Below are 23,980 nucleotides of genomic sequence, written 5' to 3' on the forward strand. Positions count from 1 at the left end.
TCCGCGCACGCCATCGACCAACCTGGAGACCTATACTTAGACCGCCGAGCACCATTCCTCGTATCGAAAGGAACCGCCATGGAACTGAACGCGCTGTCGGATTTCGACGCCATCGTCCGCAATGGCGGCTTCGGCGCTGCCAGCCGCGCGACCGGCCGCCCGAAGGCGACGCTTTCGCGGCACGTTTCGCAACTGGAGCGGGATCTCGGCGTGCAATTGTTGCGGCGCGCCGGCTCCGTGGTCGAGCCGACCGAAGAGGGCGCGTTTCTTTACGCGCACGTCGCGCGCTTGCTGGCCGATCTCCAGGACGTCACCGACGCAGTGAGCAAATACTCGCAGAATCCCGCCGGCCGGCTGCGGGTCAGCGTTCCCGCCTTGTTTGCGTACGAAGCGGTCGGGCGCATCAGCGCGATGTTCATCGCGCAATACCCGGAAGTGCAGTTGCAGGTGGTCACCGAAGATCGCCAGGTCGATTGCATTGCGGGCGACTACGACGTGGTGATCCGCGCGAATCCGACGCCCGATCCAGCGCTGGTCGGCCGGTGCGTGCTTCATGACGCGCTCGTGATGGTCGCCGCGCCGTCGCTCAAGAAGCCGCCCGTCGACGGTTCGGAAGCCGTGCCGGTTCCGGCCATCGTTTTATTATCGACGCCGGACGACAAGGTCTGGCGCGTGCGCGATGCTCACGAGGAACGTGCGTTCCGGCCGCAAGCCGTGGCGCGGTTCTCGTCCATCTCGATGCTCTACGATGCCGTACTCGCGGGCGCGGGCGCGACCGTATTGCCATCGCGCCGCGCGCGGGATGCGATCGCCGATGGCGTGCTCGCGAACTGGGGAACCATGACCGACCTCAGCATGGACGTGTGGGCGCTGTATTCCGCCCGCCGGCAATCGAATCCGCGTATCGGCGTATTCGTGGATTTTCTGGTGGCGCATTTCGCCCGAGAGGCGCCGCCGCTGACGTCGCAATCGGAGTCGCAATCGGAGCCGCAATCGGGGCCGCAATCGGGGCCGCAATCGGAGCCGCAGCCGCAGGCGCAGCCGCAGGCCACGAGCGCCGCCTAGCTGCGAATGCGCGCGGTCGAGGCGCGCGCGACGAGCGTGGGCGCGGGCGCGACGACCATCGGCGGCGCACTGTCGCCCGCCGCGCGATGCGGATATTCGATCAGATCGCGCAGCAAATCCACGGCCATTTCAGCGGCACGATCGGTCGGCACGGCGACCGTCGAGAGTGCCGGACGCGATTCGCGCGCGAGCTGAATATCGGTGATGCCGATCACGGAAAGGTCGTCGGGCACGCGCAGATTCATGTCGGCGGCGGCGTAGATCGCGCCGAGCGCAGGCAGGTCGTTGGTCCCGAAAATCGCCGTCAGGTCCGGATAGGCGCGCAGCAATTCCCCCGCGCCTTCGTAGCCGCCCTGAATCGAATCGCGCGTAAAACGGGCCTCGGCGGGAGCGTGAGGCACGCCCGCCGCTTTTAGCGTCGCGCAAAAACCTTCATAACGCGCGGCCTGGACGCCGTGCCGCTCACTGCCGATCACCACGCCGATCCGCCGATGGCCGAGATCGAGCAGATGCTGCGCGGCGAGCGTTCCCGCCGCGTAAAAATCGACGGCTACACAAGGCATGCCGGGCGGCTCGCCGGGGCGTTCCCACATGCACAGCACGACCGGCGTGCCGCGTGCTTCGGTCTTGCGCAGATCGTCGAAATCGAGATTCGCGTTCATCACGAGCACGCCCTCGGAAAGCGTGCCGGCGATCTGCTCCAGATACGCGCGGCCGATCACCGGATCTTCGTTCGTATTGCAGACGATCAAAAAGCGCCCGCCCTCGCGCGCGGCCCGCTCGGCCGCGAGCGCGAACTCGGGATAAAAAGGGTTCGCGATGCTCGACACCATCAGCGCGATGGTCGGCGCGCGGCCTTCGGCGAGCGCGCGCGCGGTCAGATGCGGCCGGTAGCCGAGCGATTCGACCGCGGCGAGCACGCGCGCGCGCGTCGCCGCGCCGACCTTCCCGCGTTGGCGCAGGACGTTCGACACAGTGGCGGGCGTCACGCCAGCAAGGCGGGCGACTTCGGCGAGCGTGGTCATGTTCTCAGGGTTAATACGGAGGCGATCTGCGCCTAAGTTCGGCGAACTGTGCCGAGCCTGTCGCTATCGTGCAACTTCGGACGCGCGTGACCACAGTTTGGGATTGCATCCCGCCATTTGCTAAACACCGTTCTCCAGCGCTAAATTCCGTCAAAGCATTCGAAAAACATGAACGGAGACAGCCAGGCAAAACGATCTTTTCTCGCAAGATCGTTTTTTTGTCGGGTGGAAGGTTAAGCGCTTAACCTCAAGCGCGCCTCCAGTCTCCGGACAGATATCGGAGATGTCGGCATGGCGAGCATTTCACTTCGTTCCGTCCAGAAAGCGTATGGCGATCACACGCCGGTTATCCGCGATGTGGACCTCGAAATCGGCGAGCACGAGTTCTGCGTTTTCCTGGGTCCGTCGGGTTGCGGCAAGTCCACGCTGCTGCGGATGATCGCGGGGCTTGAGGACATTACCGAAGGCGATCTTTATATCGGGGGCAAGCTCGTGAACGAGGTGCCGGCGGCGCAACGCGGCGTGGCGATGGTGTTCCAGAGTTACGCGCTGTTTCCGCACATGACCGTGTACGAGAACATGGCGTTCGGCCTCACGCTCGCCAAGACGCCGAAGGATGAAATCGAGCGGAAGGTCAAGGAAGCCGCGCGCATCCTGCAATTGGAGCCGCTGCTCGACCGTCGTCCGAAAGCGCTGTCAGGCGGGCAACGGCAACGCGTGGCGATCGGCCGCGCGATCGTGCGCAGTCCGGGCGTTTTTCTCTTCGACGAACCGCTCTCCAATCTCGACGCTACCCTGCGCGGCCAGACGCGCGTGGAAATCGCGCGTCTGCACAAGCAATTCGACAAAGCCAGCGTCGTCTACGTGACGCACGACCAGATCGAAGCGATGACGCTCGCCGACAAGATCGTGCTGCTGCACGCCGGCGCGGATACCGCGAAATACGGCAGCATCGCGCAGATCGGCGCGCCGCTCGATTTGTATCACCGGCCGAAAAGCCGCTTCGTCGCGGGATTTATCGGCTCGCCGCGCATGAATTTCCTGCCGGGACGCGTCGCGAAGACGAGCGCGGGCCGCGTAACGGTCACGCTCGATCAAACCGGCGAAACGATTGAAACCCGTCTTGCCGGCGACGCGTTGAGTGCCGGTCAGCCGGTCACGCTCGGCATCCGGCCGGAGCATCTGGAACCGGCGTTCACCGCCGCGCCCGACGCGCAGCAAATCACGCGCACGGTGTCGCTCGTCGAACAACTCGGCGAGCACAGCTACCTGCATCTCGAACAGCCGGGCGGCGCGGTGCTGATCGCCAAGGCGCCCGGCGACCGCACGCCGCGCCAGGGCGAGCGCCTCGCGTTCAACCTGCCCGCCGCGTCGTGTCATCTTTTCACCGAAGACGGCTTCGCAGTCGCTTCGCCGTCCGTTGCACAACTTGCGTAGGAGCGCACCGCATGCACCTTGGAGTCTGCTATTACCCGGAACACTGGCCTGAAGCGATGTGGCGCGACGACGCCGCGCGCATGAAGGCGCTCGGTATCGAACGTGTGCGGATCGCGGAGTTCGCGTGGAGCCGGATCGAGCCGAGCCCCGGCGAATACCAGTGGGACTGGCTGGATCGCGCGATCGATGTGCTGGCCGACGCGGGTCTGAAGGTGGTCATGTGCACGCCGACCGCGACGCCGCCGAAGTGGTTGATCGACCGTCATCCGGACATTCTGCCGGTGGGCGCCGATGGCCGGCCGCGTGCGTTCGGCTCGCGCCGTCACTACGATTTTTCATCGCCGTCGTATTACGAGGCATCGAAGAAAATCTGCACGGCCATCGCCGCGCGATACGGCCAGCATCCGGCCGTGGCCTTCTGGCAAACCGACAACGAATTCGGCTGCCATCACACCGTGGTCAGCTATTCGCCGGCCGCCGCCGCGCGTTTTCGCGAGTGGCTGAAGGCGCGTTACGGCACGGTCGATGCGCTGAATACCGCGTGGGGCACGGTGTTCTGGAGCATGGAATACCGCAGCTTCGACGAGATCGACCCGCCCGTCGCCACCGTCACCGAGGCGCATCCGTCGCATCGGCTCGACTACCGCCGTTTCGCCTCCGATGAAGTCGTGCGCTTCAATCGCATGCAGACCGAGATCATCCGCGCGCATTCGCCGGGTCGTCCGGTCGCGCATAACTTCATGCAGTTGTTCACCGAGTTCGATCACTACAAGGTCGCCGCCGATCTCGATATCGCCGCGTGGGACAGCTATCCGCTCGGCGCGCTGGAAGAACAATGGTTCGATCCGTCGATCAAGGCGAAATGGCTGCGCACCGGGCATCCGGATTTCGCGTCGTTTAATCACGATGTGTATCGCGGCATGTCGAAGCAGCCATTCTGGGTGATGGAGCAGCAACCCGGCCCGGTCAACTGGGCGCTGTGGAATCCGGCGCCGCTGCCGGGCATGGTGCGGCTGTGGAGCTGGGAAGCGTTCGCGCACGGCGCGGGTTGCGTGTCGTATTTCCGCTGGCGTCAGGCGCCGTTCGCGCAGGAACAGATGCATGCGGGGCTGAACACGCCCGATAACCGGCTGGATATCGGCGGGTCGGAGGCGGAGCAGACGGCGCGCGAGATCGCGCAAGTGCTCGCCGCCGACAACGCCGACGCCATCGCGCCCGTCGCGGCGAAGGTCGCGCTCGTCTTCGATTACGAAGCGAAGTGGCTGTTCGAGATTCATCCGCAGGGCGCGGATTTTCACTATCCGCGTTTCGCTTACGAGTACTACAGCGCGCTGCGCAGCCTCGGCCTCGATGTGGATATCGTGCCGGTCACGGCGCCGCTCGACGGTTACAAGATGATCGTCGTGCCGCCGCTGCCGGTGCTGCCCGATGGTTTCGCCGAGCGGCTCGCCGCAAGCGGCGCGCAGGTGGTGATCGGTCCGCGCACGGGATCGAAGACGGAAAACCTCACGATTCCCGCGAATCTGCCGCCGGGACCGCTCGCAAGCGCATTGCCAATCCGCGTCTGGCGCGTCGAGTCGATGCGGCCCAACGTGACCGTGGCGGTCGGCGATGGCGGGCAGGCGCGGCACTGGCGCGACTTCATCGAGGCAGGCGAGGGCGTGCAGGTGCAGGCGTCGTTCGAGGACGGCCACGCGGCCATCGTGCGGCACGGCGCGTTCCACTACTGCGCAAGCCTCTTCGACGAAGCGTTCACGCAAGACGTCTTCGCCCGCGTCGCGGAGGAGGCGGAACTCGACGTGCTGCGTCTCGGCGAAGGCGTGCGCGTCAGTCGGCGCGGTGCGCTGACGTACGTGTTCAACTACGCTGAAACGCCGTACACGATCCCCGCGAAGGGCGCGCGTTTTATCGTGGGGCAGGAGGAAGTTGGACCGCAGGGCATCGCGATTTATCGCGAGCAATGACATGACACAACACTCATCAATGAGGAGACACGCATGAAGATTGCAATTCGCAACGGGCTGATGTGCGCCGCCGTAGCGGCCGCGTTCGCCACGGCGGGACTGGCGCAGGCCGGCACGCTGAACGTGAACGTCGCGTTCAAGGGCGCAAGCCAGCGCGCGGTGTGGCAACAGACAATCGACGAATTCAAGAAGGCGCATCCGGATATCGACGTGAAGGTTTCGTTCGTCGATGAAGAAGCCTACAAGGTGCAATTGCCCGGCTGGCTTTCGACCATCGCGCCCGATATCGTGACGTGGCACAACGGCGAGCGCATGGCGTACTACGCGAAGCGCGGCCTGTTCGAGGACCTGACGAACGACTGGAACAAGAACGACTGGAACACGATGTACGCATCGACGAAGGAAGCGTCTTCGTACAACGGCAAGCAATACGCGGCGCCGACCGTGTACTACTCGTGGGGCATGTTCTATCGCAAGGATCTGTTCACGAAAGCGGGCATTTCCGGCGAGCCGAAGACATGGCCCGAATTCCTCGATGCATGCAAGAAGCTGAAAGCAGCGGGTATCGCGCCGGTGGCCGTTGCGGGCCGCGACGCGTGGACGCTCGCGGGCTGGTTCGATTATCTCGATCTGCGCATCAACGGCAACGCTTTCCACCAGAAGCTGATGGCGGGCGAAGTGCCGTACACCGACGCACGCGTGAAGAAGGTCTATACCGCGTGGAAGGAACTGATCGACGCGGGCGTGTTTATCGACAACTCGCTCTCCTACGATCTCGACGCCGTGCAGCCGTTCCTGTTCCAGGGCAAGGCCGCGATGATGCTGATGGGCACGTTCATCACGGCGGGCTTCCCGGCGAACATCAAGCCGCAGATGGGCTATTTCCAGTTCCCGATCATCGACGCGAAGGTGCCGACGGCGGAAGACGGCCCGGTCGAATCGATGCATATTCCTTCGAAGGCGAAGAACAAGGCCGACGCGCACACGTTCCTCGCGTTCATGGAAACGCCGGATATCAGCGCGCAGCTCGCGAAGGGTCTCGGCTCGCTGCCGGCTAACGCCAAGTCGCCGGAACCGGAAGATCCGATTTCGAAGATCGGCTTCCAGATCCTGTCGAATACGAAGGGCGGCATTGCGCAGTTCTACGACCGCGACATGACGAAGGAAATGGCGGACGAAGGCATGAAGGGCATGCAGCAGTTCATCTCCGATCCGACCAAGCTCGATGCGATCCTTGCGCAACTCGAAACGACGCGCAAGCGGATCTACAAGAAGTAGCATCCTCGTTTGACACGGCGCGTGACCTTCCCGGTCGCGCGCCGTGGTATCCCGGAGAGTCCGTCATGCAGTCCGTCCGAAGTGAGCGCCCCGACGCGCTCGGCGCCGCGGCACCGAAAGCGAAGCGCCGCCGCATCTCCTCGACCGCGCGCCAGCAGCGGCTGGCCGCGTTCCTCTTTCTCGCGCCCGCCTGCATCATGGTCGCGATCTACGTGGTTTATCCGATCCTCTCCAGCATCACGCTGAGTTTCTACAACTGGGACGGGATGTCGGAGAAGACCTTCGCGGGTCTCTCGAACTACGTCGAATTGTTTCAGGCGCCGACCTTCTACACCGCGCTCAAGAACAACGTGCTGTGGCTCGTGCTGTTCCTGCTCGCACCGCCGATGGGCCTCGCCGTCGCGCTGTATTTGAACCAGGCAGTGGCCGGCATCCGGCTCGTGAAGTCGCTGTTCTTCGCGCCGTTCGTGCTGTCGGGCGTGGTGGTCGGCCTGATGTTTTCGTGGTTCTACGATCCCACGTTCGGCTTGCTCAAGGTGATTCTGGGCCACGGCGTGCCGGTGCTCGGCGATGCGCGCTACGTGACCTTCGGCATCATCTTCGCGGCGCTGTGGCCGCAAACCGCGTATTGCATGATTCTCTATCTGACCGGGCTGACCTCGCTGAACGCCGAGCAGATCGAGGCGGCGCGCATGGAAGGCGCGAAAGGCTGGACGATGCTCTGGCACGTCGTGCTGCCGCAACTGCGGCCGACCACGTTCATGGCGATCGTCGTGACGATCATCGGCGCGCTGCGCAGTTTCGACCTGATTGCCGTGATGAGCGGCGGCGGGCCGTTCGAGAGTTCGACCGTGCTCGCGTATTACATGTACGACCAGGCTATCAAGTACTACCGCATCGGCTATTCCGCCGCGATTGCCGTGGTGTTGTTCGCCATCATGCTGGTCTATATCGTCTTCCACCTGCGCCGCATGTTGCGCACCGAGCAATAAGGAGCGCGCCATGTTTCCCACGCCAGTTGCAAAATGGAAACCCGCGAATCGCGCGCTGTACAAGCTCAGCTTGCCGATCGCGCTCTTGATCTGGCTGCTGCCGCTGATCGCGGTGATGGTCACGTCGATCCGCTCATCCGATGAACTCGTCGAGGGCAATTACTGGGGCTGGCCGCGCCATTTTTCGCTGATCGCAAATTACAGCGACGCGCTCACCACCTCGCCGATGCTGCATTATTTCTGGAACAGTGTGCTCATCACCGTGCCCGCCGTGATCGGCTCGATCACGCTCGCGGCCATGGCGGGTTTCGCGCTCGCGATCTACACGTTTCGCGGCAACACGACGCTGTTCGCGGCGTTCGTCGCGGGTAATTTCGTGCCGATCCAGATCCTGATGATTCCGGTGCGCGACCTGTCGCTGCAACTCGGGCTGTTCAACACGGTCGGCGCGCTGATTCTCTTCCACATCGCGTTTCAGACCGGCTTTTGCGCGCTGTTCCTGCGCAACTTCATCAAGCAGTTGCCGTTCGAACTGATCGAGGCGGCGCGGATCGAGGGCGCGAACGAGTGGACCGTGTTCTTCAAGATCGTGCTGCCGCTGATCCGGCCCGCGCTCGCGGCGCTCGGCATTCTCGTGTTCACGTTCGTGTGGAACGACTACTTCTGGGCGCTGTGCCTGACACAAGGCGATGAAGCCGCACCGATCACCGTCGGCGTCGCCGCGCTGAAAGGACAGTGGACGACCGCGTGGAACCTGGTGTCGGCGGGATCGGTGCTGGCGGCGCTGCCATCCGTGATGATGTTCTTCGCGATGCAGCGCCACTTCGTCGCCGGGCTGACGTTCGGCGCGACGAAGGGGTAAAACGCGCGACGCGTGCTATCTTCCTCGGTTCGTCACACCATAACGCTGCGTCGTCAGCGATATAGAACCGAGGAAGCTCAAATGAAAAAGCTCGCATTCCTGCTCACGTCCGTCGTCATCGCCGCGTCGGCTCACGCCGCCGGCACGACTGAAACGCTGCCGTCGGGCGTCAAGATCACCCAGACCAAGGAAGGCACCGGCGCGCAACCGACCGCCGCCGATACCGTCACGGTGAACTATCGCGGCACGCTCGCGAACGGCACGGAGTTCGACTCCTCGTATAAGCGCGGCACGCCGGCGTCGTTCCCGCTCGGCCGCGTGATTCCGTGCTGGACCGAAGGCGTGCAGAAGATGAAAGTCGGCGGCAAGGCGACGCTCGTCTGCCCGGCGGCGACCGCTTACGGCGATCGCGGCGTCGGCTCGATTCCGCCGAACAGCACGCTGACTTTCGAAGTCGAACTGCTGAAAATCGGCAACTAAGGTTTTAACGCGACGGCCTGGCATTACCCTTGCTCGCGCATACGCCTGAACGACGTATCCGCCGTGCAACCCGAGGCCGTCATGCGATTCCTGCGATCCACGCTCGCCGTCTGCGCGAGCGTTCTTTCGATCTGCGCCACCGGCGCGTTCGCTCAATCGCCGCCCACGCGCAGCATCGCGGTCGCGGACTGCACGCTGATCGACGATAACGCCGCCTATAACGACGCCGAAACCGATCGCGCGCAGCGCGAACGCGTGACCGTCGCCAGCAACGAACTGCGCACGCAACTCGGCACGCGCGCAATCTTCGACGTGCTGGACACCGCGCCCGCCGCCGCCCTGATCGCACAACTGCAATCCTCGCAAGACCTCAACGCCTGCAACGGCTGCGAGCGCGAGATCGGCCGCAAGCTCGGCGCGGAACGCGTCGGCGTGTGCTGGGTGCAGAAGATCAGCAACCTCATCCTCAATATCAATCTGCGGGTCGAAGATGTCGGCAGCGGCGCGACATTGTTCCAGCGCTCCGTCGATATTCGCGGCAACACGGACCTGTCGTGGCGGCGCGGGATCGGCTCGCTCGTCGATTTGCTCGCCGCCGACCCCGACGCGCGCCGTTGAAGTACGCGATCAGCGGGAATTCGGGAAATTCTCCCGTCTGCTGGCGTTGTCAACGGTGTCGGGCTTGCGCTAAGTTGAGGCAGGCGACAACGACACTTCGACGGAACACGCCACGAACAACAAAAACAGCACCCAGCAGGAGACACGAATGCATCGCAGAAATCCCGGCGCGCGACGCGCGCTGTTATCCGCCATCGCGCTGGCTGCGGGTGTCGCGCATGCCGCGCCCGCGCCGACCGCCTATGTGACGAGCGAGACGGCGGGCGTCGGCGTGATCGACCTCGACCAGATGACGCTCGCGAAGACCATCGATCTCGGCAAAGACGGTCCACGCGGCCTGAGCCTGAGCGCGGACGGACGGCGTCTTTACGTTGCCAACAAGTCCGGCACGCTCTCGGCCATCGATACCGCGACGGGCAAGGTCGTCACGCGCGTCACGATCGGGAAGAACCCGGAGTTCGTGCGGGTTCATCGCGGATTCGCGTATGTGACGTATGAGCCGGGCGAGAACGGCGGGCCGCCGGGCAAGGACGACGACGACGACCCGAACCGCCCTCCCGCGGAAATCGCCATCGTCGATCTGAAAACGATGAAGGTGATCCGCTCGGTGAAAAGCGGACACGAGACGGAAGGCGTCGAATTTTCGCCGGATGGCCGCGAGTTGCTCGTGACCAACGAAGGCGACGACACCGTGTCCGTCTACCGCACCGGCAGCGGTGCGCCGGTGCGCGAGGTGAAGCTCGACAAAGGCTCGCGTCCGCGTGGCATCAGAGTGTCGCCGGATGGCTCGCAATATGTGGTGACGCTTGAAAACACCAACCGCTTCGTCGTGCTCGACGCAAAAACGCTGGCGACGGTCAAGTCCGTGGAAACCAAGACCGGTCCTTACGGCGTCGCGTTCGATCCCGCCGGAAAGCGCTTGCTGGTCGCGGCGGCGCGCGCGAAGACGCTGCAAGTGTTCGACGCGAAAACCTACGATCACATCGCCGATGCGGAAATCGGACAGCGTTGCTGGCATTTCAGCTTCACGCCCGACGCTTCGAAGCTGCTGATCGCGTGCGGCCGCTCGAACGCGGTGTACGTGCTCGACGCCACCAGCTTCCAGACCATCAAGCAGATCGGCGATCTGCCGCTCGCGTGGGGCGTCGTAACGTGGCCGCGCAGTGCGGGATCGATCGAGTCGAAGTAATCTTTCGCCGCTTCTACCAATGAAAAAGCCCCGCAAAAAGCGGGGCTTTTTCATGTTCACGCCGCTTTACTTCCACGCATACCGCAAGCCGACCCACGCACCGCGCGGCGCGCCGATCCCGAGAAACTGCTCGTTCGTGGTGGCCGTGCCGTCGAAGGTATGGTTCGGACCGTTGAAGAAGTTCTCGCCGAGAATCGCGAAGCTCGAATAGCGCTTGTTCAGCAGGTTCTTCACCGTCGCGAACACCTGGAGTTGTTTCGTGATGTTGTACGTGGTGTCGAGGTCGATCAGGAAATACCCGGCGACCGAGCCGTTCTGATCCTGATTGTTCTCGTCGCCGCGCGCGAAGATGCTGCCGCGATAGCTCAGGTTCGTGCCGATATTCCACTTTGGCGTGGCCGCATAGTCGATCCTGACCTTGATCGTGTTCGCCGGAATGCCGGGAATCTTGTCGCCCGAATTCACCGTGATATTGCCGTTCGCGTCCGCGCTCGAATTGCTGCCGCTGCTTTCGGTCCAGGTCGAACGATACGTGGCGTCAATATAGCTGTAGCTCGCGGCGAATCCGAGCGGACCATACTGCGTGCGTCCAGCGAGTTCCAGCCCTTGCCGGCGCGTCTTGCCGACGTTCTGGAAATAGCCGAGCGTGCTCGCCGCGCCGTTGCTGCTGATGAACTGGATGTCGTCGGTGAGCGTCGTGCTGTAGGCCGCCGCGCTCCACGTGGTGTGATTGCCGAGCCGCCCGCGCGCGCCCACTTCGAAGGTTTTCGAAATCACCGGTTTGAGCGAGGGATCGGCGATGAAATCGTTCGGCAGCGAGCAGGGCGCGGCCGGATCGGCGCACGCGAGTTCGATCGAGGTCGGCGAGCGCATGCCTTCGTTGTACGTGACATAGGCGGTGAATCCCGGCGTCGGGTTCCAGTTCACGCCGACGGCCGGGTTGAAGCGCGAGAACGTGTGGCGTCCGTCGAGGAGCGGCTGCACGCCGCTTTCATCGCCGATCACCGCGCGCGACCAGTTATAACGCCCGGCGAGCGTCATCGACCATTGCTCGTTGAAGCTCAACGTGTCCTCGAAATAGATGCCGTAGTTCTCGTTGCGCGTCTTCGCGTCCGTGTTCGGGACGAAATCGCCCGTGCCGATGGTCGCGCGCGAGTCCGTGAACGCCGCGTCCTGCGAGGATTGCGAAAAGTGCGAGTTCGACAGATCCGCCGCCGTCCCGAGCACCAACTGGTTGTCGCGGCCGAAGAGCTTTTGCAGCAACGTCAATTGCACGCTCGCGCCGTAGCTGTCCGTCACGATCACGGATTTGTCGTTGCTCGCTTGCGTATCGTCGATATTGCCGTCGTCGTCGACGGTGCCGAAGTCGTCGTTGACGTTGCTGCTGATGTTCGTGTTCCGGTAATGCCGGTAGTACATGTTGCCGCTCAACTGCACGTTCGGCGTGAAATAGTGATCCGCCGAGAGCGTCAGGTAGCCGACGCTATTGTGGTTCTCGTCCGGGAACGTGTACGCCTGCTTGTAGTTGTCGAGAAACGAGCGGGGAATGGTCTGCGAGCCTTGCAGCGTGTTGTCGGCGCCGCCCGCCGACAACGAAATGGTGGTGTCGGCGTCGGTGTAGCGCAGCTTGCCGAACGCCTGGCGCAGACGGCTCGAATTGTGGTCGGCCCAGCCGTCGTCGTTGGTTGCGTTCGCGGTGAAGTAGTAGTCCAGGTTCTGACCGATCGTCCCGCCCTGCTGAATCTGCGCGGACTTCCGTCCCAACGATCCGGCCGTGATCTCGGCCTCGCCGCCGGGGTCCGAGCGGCCGTTCTTGGTCGTCACGGCGACCGCGCCGCCGAGCGTGTTGAGGCCGAAGGTCGGATTGGAGCCGGGAATGATCTGGATCGTGCTGATGGCGGCCTGCGGAATCAGGTCCCAGTTCACGACATCGCCGAACGGTTCGTTGACGCGCACGCCGTCGAGAAATACCGACAAACCCTGCGGCGTTCCAAGCAGCGGCGAGGCCGTGAAGCCACGGTAGTTGATGTCCACCTGCGACGGGTTGCCCTGCGCCTCGTTGACATCGACGCTCTGCACGTTGCTCGAAAAATAATCGGTGAGCGTGTTCGGATGCTGCTGGTCGATGTCGCGCCCACGGATGGTCTGGACGTTCGCGGGCACGCGTTCGAGCGGCGTGCCGACACCCAGGAGCGGCGTCGTGCCGATCACGAGAATCGGCGGCAATTCGGTGACGGCGGTTTCGGTCGCGCTCGGCGCGCTGGCGGCGGTGGGCGCGCTCGCGGCGTTCGGCGTGGTCGGCTCGGCCTGCGCCCACGCGGTAGCGGAGAGTCCCGCCAGCGCGCCGCCGAAGCAGAGCCGCCACGCGGCCCGGGGTTTGAACGGGTGTCCACGAAGCTTTTTGCGCGCCATGATTTTCATCGTCGTCTCCGGTCGCTTTTATGCTGCTTTTTTTTGAAGTCCGGCACGCTCGATACGCCGCCGGAACTGTAAGGCAAGCGTCGCACAAGAGAGGCACGCGCGACCCGGGAAGTTCTCCCGAATGTGTCAGGAATCGTTCCCAAACCCGCCATTGCACGCACAACGCGCACTCGGCCCATGCGTAGAATGCCTCTCCATGCAAACCGAATCCGTCACACTCAATGCCCGGCCGGAGCCGCGTAACGCGTCGCGCTCGACGGTGCGGCTCGACCTCTTCTGCGTGCTCGCCGTCACGCTGATCGCGGCGGCGTTGTGCGCGAGTTTCGACGTGAGCGAACTCGCGTATCGCTGGACGCGCCGCGCCGAGGGGTTTCAACTCGATGAATTGCCTGCCACGCTGCTCGTGCTGGCAATCGCCCTCGCGTGGTTCGCGTGGCGGCGGTATCGGGAGTCGCGGGCCGAGCTAGCGTACCGGCGCGCGCTGGAGGAGGAGGCCGAGCGGCTGCTCGCCGATAACCGGCGGCTCGCCACGCAGGCGATCGAGGCGCAGGAAGCCGAGCGCCGGCATCTCGCGCGCGAACTTCACGATGAACTCGGGCAGTATCTGAACGCCATTTCGCTCGATGCCGCGCGCATCCGCGATCTATCGGCGGCGCGGGAGCCGGAGATTCATCGCGTGTCGCTTGCGGTGATGCAGAGCGCGAGCCTCGTGTACCGGCAGATCGGCGGGATGATACGGCGGCTGCGCCCGATCGGTCTCGACGAATTCGGCCTGCCGAGCGCGGTCGAACATTGCGTGGAAGGCTGGCGCGAGCGGCTGCCGGACGCGGTTTTCGCGCTCACCATCGACGGCGATTTCTCGCATTTGAGCGACGCGCTCAACATCACGCTTTACCGGCTGGTTCAGGAAGGGCTGACGAACGTATCGAAGTTCGCGCGCGCGGCGCGGGTCGAAATCTATCTGGTGCGAACGCCGGGCCAGGACGGGCGCGCGGGCGAAGTCGTGGTGAGCATGGCCGACGACGGCCCCGGCGTCGATCTCGCCAAACCGCGCGCGGGACTTGGATTGATCGGCATGCGCGAGCGCGTGGAGGCGCTCGGCGGCGAATTTCACGTCGCGAGCGAGGCGGGCGGCGGTTTTCTGTTCTGCGCGCGCGTGCGCGTTCAGGCCGGGCTGCTCGACCCGAGCGAACCCATCGATCCGAGCGATTCCAGCGACACCGACGGTACGCCGGCCGCCGCGAATTCGGAGAAGTGAAGGCCGAGCCGGTTCGCCATCTGCGCGAGCTGCACACCGTTATCGGCGCCGAATTTCTGCCGGATCACCGATTGATGATTCGCCACGGTTTTCTGGCTCAAGCCCAGCCGTTCCGCGATATTGGGCAGCGTGTAGCCCTGCACGAGCAAACGCAGCACTTCGAACTCGCGCGCCGACAACTGGCGTCCGGGCGGGCCTTCGCTGAACGCGGTGCGTAGCGCTAGCGCCTGCGATACATCGGCGCTCAGATACCGCACGCGCCGCGCGACCGCCCGCACGGCTTCGACGAGCACATCGGGCGCGCTCGCCTTGGTCACGTAGCCGTGCGCGCCGGCATCGAGCGCGCGCCGCACGAAAAGCGTTTCCTCGTGGACGCTGAAAATCAGCACGCGCGCGGACGCTTCGCGCGCGAGCATGCGCCGCATCGCCTCGATCCCGCTCGCGCCCGGCAGCGCCAGATCCATCACCACGACGTCCGGCTGTACCGCGCAAAAGCGCTGATAAGCCTGCGCGGCATCCGCGGCTTCGCCCGCCACGCGGACGTCGGGGCTGAGTTCGAGCAAACGCCGGTAGCCTTCGCGCACCACGGCGTGATCGTCGACCAGAAGGACGGATATGCAGGCGTTCGTCATGGGCGCGGGTCTGGATCGGAGGGGGAAGTCGTGGCGAGCCGGCGCGAATTGGCGTCGTTGCGGAACACGACCGGATGTTCGTTGGGCGCGCGTGCCGCCGCCGAGCGCACCACCTGCACGACCTTCTCGTGATGCGGCGATTTATCGCAAACCGGATCGGCGTTCGCGGCGTCCTGCGTCAGCAGATACGCCTGACACCGGCAACCGCCGAGATCGCGCGTCTTTTCCTCGCAACTGCGGCACGGCTCTTTCATCCAGTCGAAGCCGCGAAACCGGTTGAACGCGTCGCTCTCGTACCAGATTTCTCGCAGCGGCACGTCGCGCACGTTCGGAAATTCGAGGCCGGGCAGCGATCGCGCGGTGTGGCAGGGCAGCGCGGCGCCGTCCGGCGCGATACCGAGAAACACCGATCCCCAGCCGTTCATGCAGCGTTTCGGCCGCGTCTCGAAGTAATCCGGCACGACGAAATAGATCGTGCAGCGATGGCCGATTTCCTTCCGGTAGCGCTCGACCACCGCTTCGGCTTCCTGCAATTGCTCGGCCGTCGGCATCAATTGCGCGCGGTTCGTGTGCGCCCAGCCGTAATACTGCGTGTTGGCGAGTTCGAGATATTCGGCGCCCATCGCGAGCGCCATCTCGATGATCTTGTCCACGTGCGGCAGGTTGTAGCGATGCAGCACGCAGTTGAGCACCATCGGGAAGCCGTGCGCTTTGATCGAACGCGCGACGCGATTTTTCAGGTCGAAGGTGCGCGTGCTGCTCAGGAAATCGTTGAGTTCCTGCGTCGAATCCTGAAACGAAAGCTGGATATGATCCAGCCCGTTTTCCTTCAGCGCGGTGAGCCGCTTGTCCGTCAAACCGATGCCCGAGGTAATCAGGTTCGTGTAGAAGCCGAGCTTGCGCGCCTCGCCGACCAAGGTTTCCAGATCGTCGCGCATGAGCGGCTCGCCGCCCGAAAAGCCGAGTTGCGCCGCGCCGAGCGCGCGCGCCTGACGCAATACGTCGATCCACTGCGCGGTATCGAGTTCGTCGTGGTGATCGGTGTAGTTCACCGGGTTGTAGCAGAACGCGCAGTGCAGCGGACAGCGATACGTCAGCTCCGCGAGCAGCCACAGCGGCGGCGCGACGGGCGGCGCGGCCGGGACCGGCGCGGGTTCTGACAGTGGAATGGACAGATCGGTCATGGATTACTCCAGCCAGCCGCGCGTTTGCGCATCGGCGACGAACGCTTCGATCTCGGGGGCAAGCCCGGCCGCGCCGAACGCCTCTTCGAGATCGGCGATGAGGCGCGGCATGTCGCGCGTGCCGTCGCAGCGCAGAAGAATTTGCGCGGCGCTCTGGTTCAATTTCACCATGCCTTCCGGATACAGCAAGACGTGCGCGTCCTGCGCCGGCTCCCATTGCAGACGAAAAATCCGCTTGAGCTTCGGCCGGAGAACCGCGCCTTCGGGCAGGGTCGGGTCGTTCATGTCGGGAAGGCCTTTTCGATGGCATCGAGCATCGACCACAAAATGTCGAGCTTGAATTGCAGGATATCGAGCGCGCGTTCCTGCTGCTCGCGCGTCTTGAAGTAATCGAGCGTGACGGCGAGTCCATGCTCGACATCGCGCTGCGCAAGCGAAATGCGCGAGCGGAAATACGTGAGACCGTCCGCTTCGATCCACGGATAGTGGCCGGGCCATGTCGCCAGGCGGTCGCGATGAATCTGCGGCGCGAAGATTTCCGTCAGCGATGAACACACGGCTTCCTGCCACGGCGCGCGACGCGCGAAATTAACGTAGGCGTCCACGGCGAAACGCACGCCCGGACACACGTGTTCGAGCGACCAGAGTTCGTCGCGCGAGAGGCCGACCGCGTCGCCCAGCCGCGCCCACGTTTCGATGCCGCCTTCGTCCTCGCCGTAGCCGTCGTGGTCGAGAATGCGCAGCACCCAGCGGCGGCGCGTCTCGCGATCCGGACAATTCGACATGATCGCGGCGTCTTTCAGCGGAATGTTGATCTGGTAGTAGAACCGGTTCGCGACCCAGCCGCGGATTTGCTCGCGCGAACAGCCGCCCGAATTCATCTTCACGTTGAACGGATGATGAATGTGATAAGCCTTGCCCTTCGCGCGCAACTGCGCTTCGAATTCGTCGCGGCTCCAGGCCGGACCTGGCGATGAGTTTGCAGCGTTGGCGTTCATAGTTCGAAGGTCATCCCGTCGTAAGCCACTTCGATCCCGTACTCGGCCAGCACGCGCCGCTCGGGGCCGTCTTCGATCAGGATCGGATTCGTGTTGTTGATATGGATCAGTACGCGCCGCACGCCGGTCCGGCGGATCGATTCGAGCACTTCGATCATGCCGCCCGCGCCGGTTTGCGCGAGATGCCCCATGTCGGCGGCCGTCTTCTTCGACAACCCGAGCCGGATCATTTCGTCGCCCGTCCAGCACGTGCCGTCGACCAACAGCAGATCGGCTTCGCGCATCGCGTCGAGCACGTGCGGTTCCAGCACGCCGAGACCGGGCGCGTAGAACGCGCGCCGTCCGGAATCGGGCGCGGTGAACAGCAAGCCGATGTTGTCGCCGCGCACGGGCGCTTCGCGATTCGGCGAATACGGCGGCGCCTTGCTCGACAGCGGCAACGCGTCGATCCGCACGCCCGGCAGCGCGGACACCTGAAGCGGCGCGCCGTCGAGCGCGATCCGGCAATGCTCGACGCCGCAATAATGCGAGAGGATCGGCACGACCGGAAAGCTCGCCGACAAGTCCTGCCACACGGAATCGGTGGCATAGAGCGGCAACGGCGCGGCGTTTTCGCGCAGCATCAAAAGACCGGTGACGTGGTCGATCTGCGCGTCCATCAAGAGCACCGCCGCGATGCCGGTGTCGCGCGCGCGGCGCGCCGGCTGCAATTCCGGGTTGGCCGCGATCTGCGCGAGCAGGTCGGGCGACGCGTTCACGAGCAGCCACGACACGCCGTCCACGCTCACCGCAATCGACGATTGCGTGCGCGGCGTGGCCGCGATCGTCCCGCGCCGCACGCCGTCGCAATTGCGGCAGTTGCAGTTCCATTGCGGAAAACCGCCGCCCGCCGACGATCCCAACACCCGAATCTTCATCGCGCGGAAGCTCGTCTGGTCATGGTTTCATCCTCCAAAGCAGATTGTCGCGGTCGATGAACTGGTGTTTCAGCGCGCCCAGAATATGCAGCGCGATCGCCGCGATCAGCACCCACGCGCTCACCTCGTGGATGCCGAAGAAAATGCTGCGCAGATGCGCGTCGTCCCAGCCCCATTTCGGCAGCGCAATGCCCCAGAAGCGCGTGCCGAAGCGGTTGAACGACGAACCGAGATAGCCGGAGAGCGGCATCACGATCATGCCTGCATATAAAAGAACCTGCGTGGCGCTCGCGGCGGCGCGTTGCCACGCTCGCATCGGCGGTAGCGGCGGCCGACCGGAGGCCATGCGCACGAAGATGCGGATCAGCACCAGCAGGAAAATCGTCAAGCCGAGCGACTTGTGAAAGTTGAGGAGCGTCGCCTTGAACGGCAGCCCCTTCGGCAGCGAAACCATGTAGAGGCCCACGCCGAGCATGCCGATGATGCCGAGCGCGATCAGCCAGTGCAGCGCGATCATCGTCGGTGTGTAGCGCAGCGGCGCCGTGTTCGGGCCGCGCGCCGTACTGCCGGAATGCGTGGCGTTCATGTCGTCTCCCTGTGCCGCAAGCCCGTGTACGCAAATCGTGGCGCAAGTGCTCTCCTATCATGCGTCGTTCGGCGTCAGCCCGCGATCAGCAATTCCCCGCGTCCGTCCACGGCGAGATCGCCCGCAAAACGGCGCGGCAACGCGTGCGCGGCCAATAACGCGAACGGCACGCGCTCTTTCGCGAACGAGCGCACGAGCAAGGACCAGAATACGTCGAAACCGCGTCCGCCTTCCGTGAAGGTCGGCGGGATACTGGCGGGCGCGTTCAGCAGCAAAAGCGTGCCGCGCCGCATGCCGTAACCGATATGCGCACCCGTCGTGCCCGCGATGGCGATGGTTCCCGCCACCATCCGCGAGCCGGTGTAATCGCCGGCATTGCCGCCCACCAGCACCGCGCCGCGCCGCATCCGGTCGCCCAGACGCGCGCCCGCGCTGCCTTCGATCGACAAGGTTCCGCCGCTCATGCCTTCCATGTCGCCCGGCAGCGCGCCGGCCGCGAAATCGCCGGCGTCGCCGGTCACGTCGATGCGTCCGCCGCGCAGTTCGGCGCCGGTGAACATGCCCGCGTCGCCTTCAATCCGCAATTCGCCGCCGCTCATTCGCAGTCCGGCGTAATCGCCCGCCGATCCCACCACGCGCAAATTCCCCGACGCCATCGCCGCGCCGAGTCGGTCGAGCCAGCGCACGTCACCTTCGATCACCAGCGCGGGCTCGTCGCTTTCCGTGCGCGAAATATCGAAGAGATCGCCGAGCGCGCAGAGATCGTTGCTCGCGGGCAACAGCACGCGGCCGATTTCGGCGTCCGGCAGCGCGGCGAGCGTGGCGGGCAGCAGCGCGGAACCATCGACCCGAAAGCCCGGCGCGGTGCGCACGCGCAACGTGAGCGTGCTCATGACGCTTCCCCGTCGAGACCGGCGCGCGTCGCCAGTTCGCGCAAATGAAAATGATAGGGTCCGAGCTTGCCGCCGTAGTTTCCCGCCGAAATGCGCAGCACGCCGGCCGTGCGCTCCGGCGCGCTCGCGGCGGCGATCCCGGCGGCCATCGCCGCGCCGACGTCGGCGTCGGTCAGCCCGTCGATCACGATTTCCAGCACGCAGCCGATCTCCGCCGTGAGCTCGCTTTTCTTCGATAAACCAATCAGCGTCGGGCAAAACGCGTCGTTCGTGGACGCGGGCGCGCCGGCATATTTCGAGCCGATCTTCGATCCGGAACGCACCACGCCGCCCGGGAACGGCGTAATCACGTTCGGGAGCGCGTGCATCGCGGTGACGGCGGCTTCGGCGGCGTCGAGCGCGGCGTCCAGATTGCGCGCGAGAAACAGCAGATTGCCGCCGCCGACCGCCTTCACGGTTTGCGCGGTGTCCTCGCAGACGAACTCGCCGTCCATCACCGGGACGCGCCAGTAGCGCGTTTCTCCGAGCATCTTCGAAATCTGCCAGCCGTCGCCGAAAAAGCGCAGCGCTGCGCCGAGCGGCGCACGATCCGAGAGCGGCGCGCGGCTCGTTGAAGCGTCGATCCCGCTATAGACTGCCGTGGTCGGGCAGGTCAGCACGCACTGGCCGACGCGCCGCGCGATCTGCTTCGCCAGTTCCTTCGACGAAATCGCGAACATCAGCACCGAGATGCCGGGGCGTCCGTCCGGCGTTTCTTCCGACGAAAGCGCGCGCTCGATGCCCGCCTCGCAGCCGCAATCGATCACCGAAGTTGCGAAACCGGTGAGCGACTGCGCGGCGTGGCGCGCCCAGACGGGCGAATGCGCGGTGATGACGAGCCGCGTCGCCTTCATCGGGAAGGCTTCCGCGAAGGTATCGTCGATCAGGGTTTCGTTGATCCGCATTGCTCGCCCGGTGCCTAGACCGAGGCCGCGCACGCGACCGGCAGCAGCCGTCCGCCGTGGCAGAAGCCGCAGATTTCGTCGTCGCCGATGGCCGTGTGCGCGTGTTCGCCCACCAGATTCGCCTCGCGATATGCGCGCAGTGTCTTCTCGATGCCACGGTCGAATTCGGGCGCGACATAGTGGATGCCGCCCGTCGGCGTCGCGACGAGGTTGCCGTCGCGGGCGACCAACCGGCCGTCCTTGAACACGAACGCGGGCGACGTGAACATGCGCTCCCGGTCGGCGTCTTCCCGATAAACCGCGATATCGGCCGCCGCGCCCACGCCGAGATGGCCGCGGTCGGCGAGCCCGAGCAGCCGCGCCGGGCCCGCGCGCGTGATGATCGCGATGTCGTAGAGCGAGAATTCGCGGCTGATTTCGGCGAGTGCGCTGCCGGTTTTCGCTTCTGGATGCAGCCGGTCGAGTTGCTCGTCGCGAAACGATTTGTCCATCAGAAGGCGGATCAGGTGCGGATAGCTCGTGAACGGGCCGCCGTTCGGGTGATCGGTCGTCATGCACACGCGCCACGGATCGGCGACCAGCAGGAACATCTCCAGCCCGATGATCCACTGCAGCGCATTCACATAGCTTTGCTCGCGATACCGGAACGGCACGACGCCGCAGCCCGCATCGCACTCGATATCGCCCGCGATCCACTTGCGCGGATTCGCGAACGGCGCGTTCTTGAACTGCATCATCGTGTCGCCGGACGCGGTGACGGTCTGCCCGAAAATGATCTGCCCGACGTCGATGGACACGTTCGGCCGCGCGTTCACGGCCTCCGCGACTTCTCGCGCGCCCGACGAAAACTTCCGCGGCCCGTCCGTGCCGTAGCTGTGGAACTGGATGTGCGTGAGGTGGATCGGCAAGCCGCCGGCGGCGTCCATCGTGGCGATCGTCGAGGCGAGATTGCCCGGCACGCCGAGGTTGCTCGCGTGAACATGCAGCGGATGCGGCACGCGCAATTCGGTGAGCGCGCGCGTCAGCGTGGCGAGCACGTCGCGCGGCGTGATGCCGTAGTGGACGTGCTTTTCGTCGATATCGAGCGAGCGCTGGTTGAACTTGAACGCCGAAATGCCGCCCGGATTCACCACTTTTACGCCGAGCGCGCGGCTCGCGTGAATCGTCCAGCCGACGTAATCGCGCATGCGCTCGAAATCCTCGCGGCCCGCGAGCATGCGCAGCAAGAATTCGTCGTTGCCGAGCATCACGTAGGCGCCGTGATCGATGATCGGCGTGTCGCCCATTTCGAGATGCGTGTGACGCGCGTTCGACGGCATCATCGCGGGTTCGAACGCGGCGGTGTAGCCCATTTCGGCGTAGCGGTAGCCGGTCGCGAGCGTGCCCGGCGTGCAGGTGCCGCACGACGGCAGCCGCAGATAACGGCCGTTTTCGTCGCGCACGGACTCGTAAGCGTAGTCGCGCGGGGCGTCGTCGCGGTGATCTTCGGGCAGCAAAAGCCGCGACAGATTCGTCTTGCCGCCGCCGATGTGCGAATGCAGGTCGATCCCGCCCGCCATCACCACCATGCCGCGCGCGTCGTAGTCGTGATCGACGGATGCGCCCGGCTCGGGCGTGACCATCCGGCCGTCGCGGAAATACAGGTCGCGTTGCTCGCCGTTCACGTTGTTCGTCGGATCGTAGAGCCGTCCTCCGGTGAGGCGCGTCAGGCTCATGGCGTGCTCCCGGCGTCGAGGCGCGCAGCGATTTGCGTCAAAACCTGCGCGACGGTCGGCAGCCCCAATCCCCGCGCGGCCGTCAGCGGCGCGACCACCGAGCCGTCCATGCGGAACAGATGCCCGTTCGCGTCGATACCGGGCGTCGCGACGGGAATGAACACGGTCGGCGCGGCGCGCGTGCCGAGCCGGTGCCAAAGCGCCGGATGGCCGAGCACGATGGCGGGAACGTGCGGATCGAGCGCGTCGGGCAGCGGATGCGGCTCGAAACTGGCAATCCAGAGCAGCGCGTCGATCTGCTTTTCGCCGATCAAGCGCGCCGTGGCGTAGCGATGCGGATCGTAATCGAGCGGGGCTAGGCCGGCCGCGCGACCCGGTTTGGCGACGCGCGTGCGCAGCGGGAAGCCCGAGAGCCACGTCACCGCCTGATTCACGCTTATTCCCCCTTCCGCGCCGCCGAGCGCGAGCGCGCCCGCGCGCGTCGTCCGGTTCACGGCCTTGACGATCCGCTGAAGCGCTTCGATCAAGAGCGCCGCGTGCGCACCGGGCAGCGCCGCCGGTTCATAGACGAACACCGTGTAGCGCGCCGACGCCACGCGCGTGACGAGCGTGGCGAGCGTTTGGGCCAGGCCCGAGCCGTCGTCGAGCGATTCCGCGCGCCGGCCTTCTGCGAGCGCGGCCAGGAGCGCGAGCAGGCCGTGGAGATCGACGCCGGGCGCGACGACCGCGGCGCCGGGTTGATGTGCGTTCGGATCCGCCTCGCAGCCGACAAAACACCACTCGCGCGGCGTGTCGGTCCCGCCGAAAACACGCTCGTAAAAGCGCGGATAACGCAACGACGGCTGACAGCCGATCACCACCAGCAAATCGGCGCGGCTGCGGACCTCGGAGAGCGTCGCGAACATCGCGCCGCGATCCTGCAGCGCAAGCGTTGAAACGGCGAGCGCGTCGCCGTCGAGATGATCGAGTGTCGCGCCGCAATGCGCCGCCAGGGTATAGAGCGCGCGTGCGCCTTCGACATCAGTCGCGCAGCCGCCGAACAGCGGCCGGTGCGACGCCGCGAGCAGTTCCGCCGCGCGAGCGATTGCGGCGTCGGGCGCGACGTCGTCGTCATCGACCGACGCGCTGCATCGACCGTCCTGCGCGCCGTATCGCGCGAGCGCGCCGGTCAGTCGGGAGCAGTCCGTCGCGGGCGCGGCGAGCGTGTGGTCGGCGTGTTGAGCGGCATCGATGTCGTCGCACAGCAGCGGGCAGAACGGGCAGGTCCAGCCCCGCGTGACGGCGGCGGATAGCGGATTGGCGACGTTCGGATCGGTGGGAGAGGACAGGGACATGGCGCTCGGTAGAGCAAGGTCCATGCCGATTTTTATCGATTTTGTCGATTGGGCGGCGGTTTGTGCCTCCGCCGGAAATTACGGCGCGGGTCGGAGCGCGCTGCGTCCGTGCCTCAAGCCCCGCACCGGGCAGTGCAACACAGAATGTGCGTCTTTCCGGAACACTGTGTCACACGCCGAATGGTCGC

General features: G+C 64.9%; 22 protein-coding genes. 10 read left to right on the forward strand and 12 right to left on the reverse strand.

Annotated elements, in window-relative coordinates; genetic code table 11:
- Positions 1-78 precede the first annotated feature (78 nt).
- Complete coding sequence (locus AC3D25_RS22740; RefSeq protein WP_488890731.1) at positions 79-1,065, forward strand: LysR family transcriptional regulator; 987 nt, start codon at positions 79-81, stop codon at positions 1,063-1,065.
- Here AC3D25_RS22740 and AC3D25_RS22745 read toward each other — a convergent pair.
- On the reverse strand, positions 1,062-2,090 hold the full coding sequence (locus tag AC3D25_RS22745) for a LacI family DNA-binding transcriptional regulator (RefSeq protein ID WP_488890732.1): 1,029 nt from the start codon (positions 2,088-2,090) through the stop codon (positions 1,062-1,064). The genes AC3D25_RS22740 and AC3D25_RS22745 overlap by 4 nt on opposite strands.
- A 291-nt stretch (positions 2,091-2,381) precedes the next feature.
- Here AC3D25_RS22745 and AC3D25_RS22750 point away from each other — a divergent pair, with 291 nt between their 5' ends.
- The 8 genes from AC3D25_RS22750 (at position 2,382) to AC3D25_RS22785 (ending at position 10,910) form a co-directional block, all read left to right on the forward strand.
- Positions 2,382-3,527, forward strand: coding sequence for an ABC transporter ATP-binding protein (locus AC3D25_RS22750; protein ID WP_488890733.1), 1,146 nt, complete (start codon positions 2,382-2,384; stop codon positions 3,525-3,527).
- Between the two features lie 11 nt (positions 3,528-3,538).
- Positions 3,539-5,491 (forward strand): beta-galactosidase, encoded by a 1,953-nt coding sequence (locus tag AC3D25_RS22755; protein WP_488890734.1) that lies wholly within the window; start codon positions 3,539-3,541, stop codon positions 5,489-5,491.
- Between the two features lie 60 nt (positions 5,492-5,551).
- A complete protein-coding gene (locus AC3D25_RS22760; protein WP_488891058.1) occupies positions 5,552-6,769 on the forward strand; it encodes an ABC transporter substrate-binding protein in 1,218 nt (405 codons plus the stop codon).
- A gap of 65 nt (positions 6,770-6,834) precedes the next feature.
- Positions 6,835-7,761, forward strand: a complete 927-nt coding sequence (locus AC3D25_RS22765) for a carbohydrate ABC transporter permease (RefSeq protein WP_488890735.1) — start codon at positions 6,835-6,837, stop codon at positions 7,759-7,761.
- Between the two features lie 10 nt (positions 7,762-7,771).
- A complete protein-coding gene (locus tag AC3D25_RS22770) occupies positions 7,772-8,623 on the forward strand; it encodes a carbohydrate ABC transporter permease (RefSeq protein ID WP_488890736.1) in 852 nt (283 codons plus the stop codon).
- Between the two features lie 81 nt (positions 8,624-8,704).
- Positions 8,705-9,103, forward strand: a complete 399-nt coding sequence (locus tag AC3D25_RS22775) for an FKBP-type peptidyl-prolyl cis-trans isomerase (RefSeq protein WP_488890737.1) — start codon at positions 8,705-8,707, stop codon at positions 9,101-9,103.
- Between the two features lie 81 nt (positions 9,104-9,184).
- Positions 9,185-9,721, forward strand: a complete 537-nt coding sequence (locus AC3D25_RS22780) for a DUF3280 domain-containing protein (protein ID WP_488890738.1) — start codon at positions 9,185-9,187, stop codon at positions 9,719-9,721.
- 148 nt (positions 9,722-9,869) lie between these two features.
- A complete protein-coding gene (locus AC3D25_RS22785) occupies positions 9,870-10,910 on the forward strand; it encodes a cytochrome D1 domain-containing protein (RefSeq protein WP_488890739.1) in 1,041 nt (346 codons plus the stop codon).
- 66 nt (positions 10,911-10,976) lie between these two features.
- Here AC3D25_RS22785 and AC3D25_RS22790 read toward each other — a convergent pair whose 3' ends face one another.
- Complete coding sequence (locus AC3D25_RS22790; RefSeq protein WP_488890740.1) at positions 10,977-13,331, reverse strand: TonB-dependent receptor; 2,355 nt, start codon at positions 13,329-13,331, stop codon at positions 10,977-10,979.
- A 196-nt stretch (positions 13,332-13,527) separates the two neighbouring features.
- On the opposite strand from AC3D25_RS22790, the gene AC3D25_RS22795 reads away from it, so the two are divergent.
- Complete coding sequence (locus AC3D25_RS22795; RefSeq protein WP_488890741.1) at positions 13,528-14,589, forward strand: ATP-binding protein; 1,062 nt, start codon at positions 13,528-13,530, stop codon at positions 14,587-14,589.
- Here the strand turns inward: AC3D25_RS22795 and AC3D25_RS22800 are convergent.
- From AC3D25_RS22800 to AC3D25_RS22845, 10 genes are all read right to left on the reverse strand, one after another.
- Positions 14,496-15,221: a response regulator gene (locus AC3D25_RS22800; RefSeq protein ID WP_488890742.1), complete on the reverse strand. Its 726-nt coding sequence runs from the start codon at positions 15,219-15,221 to the stop codon at positions 14,496-14,498. The genes AC3D25_RS22795 and AC3D25_RS22800 overlap by 94 nt on opposite strands.
- Positions 15,218-16,405, reverse strand: a complete 1,188-nt coding sequence (gene pqqE, locus AC3D25_RS22805) for a pyrroloquinoline quinone biosynthesis protein PqqE (protein WP_488890743.1) — start codon at positions 16,403-16,405, stop codon at positions 15,218-15,220. The genes AC3D25_RS22800 and pqqE overlap by 4 nt, the downstream gene beginning before the upstream one ends.
- Positions 16,406-16,408: 3 nt before the next feature.
- Positions 16,409-16,690 carry a pyrroloquinoline quinone biosynthesis peptide chaperone PqqD gene (gene pqqD, locus AC3D25_RS22810; protein WP_488890744.1) on the reverse strand — a complete coding sequence of 94 codons (282 nt, stop codon included), beginning with the start codon at positions 16,688-16,690 and terminating at the stop codon, positions 16,409-16,411.
- Positions 16,687-17,403 carry a pyrroloquinoline-quinone synthase PqqC gene (pqqC, locus tag AC3D25_RS22815; RefSeq protein WP_488890745.1) on the reverse strand — a complete coding sequence of 239 codons (717 nt, stop codon included), beginning with the start codon at positions 17,401-17,403 and terminating at the stop codon, positions 16,687-16,689. The genes pqqD and pqqC overlap by 4 nt, the downstream gene beginning before the upstream one ends.
- Positions 17,400-18,320: a pyrroloquinoline quinone biosynthesis protein PqqB gene (pqqB, locus tag AC3D25_RS22820; RefSeq protein WP_488890746.1), complete on the reverse strand. Its 921-nt coding sequence runs from the start codon at positions 18,318-18,320 to the stop codon at positions 17,400-17,402. Before pqqB ends, pqqC begins: the two co-directional genes overlap by 4 nt.
- Positions 18,321-18,339: 19 nt before the next feature.
- Positions 18,340-18,906, reverse strand: coding sequence for a cytochrome b (locus AC3D25_RS22825; RefSeq protein ID WP_488890747.1), 567 nt, complete (start codon positions 18,904-18,906; stop codon positions 18,340-18,342).
- A gap of 74 nt (positions 18,907-18,980) precedes the next feature.
- Positions 18,981-19,799 carry a formylmethanofuran dehydrogenase subunit C gene (locus tag AC3D25_RS22830; protein ID WP_488890748.1) on the reverse strand — a complete coding sequence of 273 codons (819 nt, stop codon included), beginning with the start codon at positions 19,797-19,799 and terminating at the stop codon, positions 18,981-18,983.
- Positions 19,796-20,743, reverse strand: coding sequence for a formylmethanofuran--tetrahydromethanopterin N-formyltransferase (gene fhcD, locus AC3D25_RS22835; protein WP_488890749.1), 948 nt, complete (start codon positions 20,741-20,743; stop codon positions 19,796-19,798). The genes AC3D25_RS22830 and fhcD overlap by 4 nt, the downstream gene beginning before the upstream one ends.
- A 14-nt stretch (positions 20,744-20,757) precedes the next feature.
- Positions 20,758-22,458, reverse strand: coding sequence for a formylmethanofuran dehydrogenase subunit A (locus AC3D25_RS22840; protein WP_488890750.1), 1,701 nt, complete (start codon positions 22,456-22,458; stop codon positions 20,758-20,760).
- Entirely contained in the window at positions 22,455-23,792 is a 1,338-nt protein-coding gene (locus tag AC3D25_RS22845) for a molybdopterin-binding domain-containing protein (protein WP_488890751.1), read from the reverse strand. Before AC3D25_RS22845 ends, AC3D25_RS22840 begins: the two co-directional genes overlap by 4 nt.
- Between the last annotated feature and the right edge of the window lie 188 nt (positions 23,793-23,980).

This window comes from Caballeronia sp. SL1002 (assembly GCF_057814995.1).

Coding starts and splice junctions, on each gene's coding strand:
- AC3D25_RS22765 (WP_488890735.1), top strand. CDS start 6,835: ATGCAGTCCGTCCGAAGTGAGCGCCCCGACGCGCTCGGCGCCGCGGCA.
- AC3D25_RS22795 (WP_488890741.1), top strand. CDS start 13,528: ATGCAAACCGAATCCGTCACACTCAATGCCCGGCCGGAGCCGCGTAAC.
- AC3D25_RS22800 (WP_488890742.1), bottom strand. CDS start 15,221: ATGACGAACGCCTGCATATCCGTCCTTCTGGTCGACGATCACGCCGTG.
- AC3D25_RS22770 (WP_488890736.1), top strand. CDS start 7,772: ATGTTTCCCACGCCAGTTGCAAAATGGAAACCCGCGAATCGCGCGCTG.
- AC3D25_RS22740 (WP_488890731.1), top strand. CDS start 79: ATGGAACTGAACGCGCTGTCGGATTTCGACGCCATCGTCCGCAATGGC.
- pqqC (WP_488890745.1), bottom strand. CDS start 17,403: ATGAACGCCAACGCTGCAAACTCATCGCCAGGTCCGGCCTGGAGCCGC.
- AC3D25_RS22780 (WP_488890738.1), top strand. CDS start 9,185: ATGCGATTCCTGCGATCCACGCTCGCCGTCTGCGCGAGCGTTCTTTCG.
- AC3D25_RS22760 (WP_488891058.1), top strand. CDS start 5,552: ATGTGCGCCGCCGTAGCGGCCGCGTTCGCCACGGCGGGACTGGCGCAG.
- AC3D25_RS22745 (WP_488890732.1), bottom strand. CDS start 2,090: ATGACCACGCTCGCCGAAGTCGCCCGCCTTGCTGGCGTGACGCCCGCC.
- pqqE (WP_488890743.1), bottom strand. CDS start 16,405: ATGACCGATCTGTCCATTCCACTGTCAGAACCCGCGCCGGTCCCGGCC.
- AC3D25_RS22840 (WP_488890750.1), bottom strand. CDS start 22,458: ATGAGCCTGACGCGCCTCACCGGAGGACGGCTCTACGATCCGACGAAC.
- AC3D25_RS22790 (WP_488890740.1), bottom strand. CDS start 13,331: ATGAAAATCATGGCGCGCAAAAAGCTTCGTGGACACCCGTTCAAACCC.
- pqqD (WP_488890744.1), bottom strand. CDS start 16,690: ATGAACGACCCGACCCTGCCCGAAGGCGCGGTTCTCCGGCCGAAGCTC.
- AC3D25_RS22775 (WP_488890737.1), top strand. CDS start 8,705: ATGAAAAAGCTCGCATTCCTGCTCACGTCCGTCGTCATCGCCGCGTCG.
- AC3D25_RS22750 (WP_488890733.1), top strand. CDS start 2,382: ATGGCGAGCATTTCACTTCGTTCCGTCCAGAAAGCGTATGGCGATCAC.
- fhcD (WP_488890749.1), bottom strand. CDS start 20,743: ATGCGGATCAACGAAACCCTGATCGACGATACCTTCGCGGAAGCCTTC.
- pqqB (WP_488890746.1), bottom strand. CDS start 18,320: ATGAAGATTCGGGTGTTGGGATCGTCGGCGGGCGGCGGTTTTCCGCAA.
- AC3D25_RS22830 (WP_488890748.1), bottom strand. CDS start 19,799: ATGAGCACGCTCACGTTGCGCGTGCGCACCGCGCCGGGCTTTCGGGTC.
- AC3D25_RS22785 (WP_488890739.1), top strand. CDS start 9,870: ATGCATCGCAGAAATCCCGGCGCGCGACGCGCGCTGTTATCCGCCATC.
- AC3D25_RS22825 (WP_488890747.1), bottom strand. CDS start 18,906: ATGAACGCCACGCATTCCGGCAGTACGGCGCGCGGCCCGAACACGGCG.
- AC3D25_RS22755 (WP_488890734.1), top strand. CDS start 3,539: ATGCACCTTGGAGTCTGCTATTACCCGGAACACTGGCCTGAAGCGATG.
- AC3D25_RS22845 (WP_488890751.1), bottom strand. CDS start 23,792: ATGTCCCTGTCCTCTCCCACCGATCCGAACGTCGCCAATCCGCTATCC.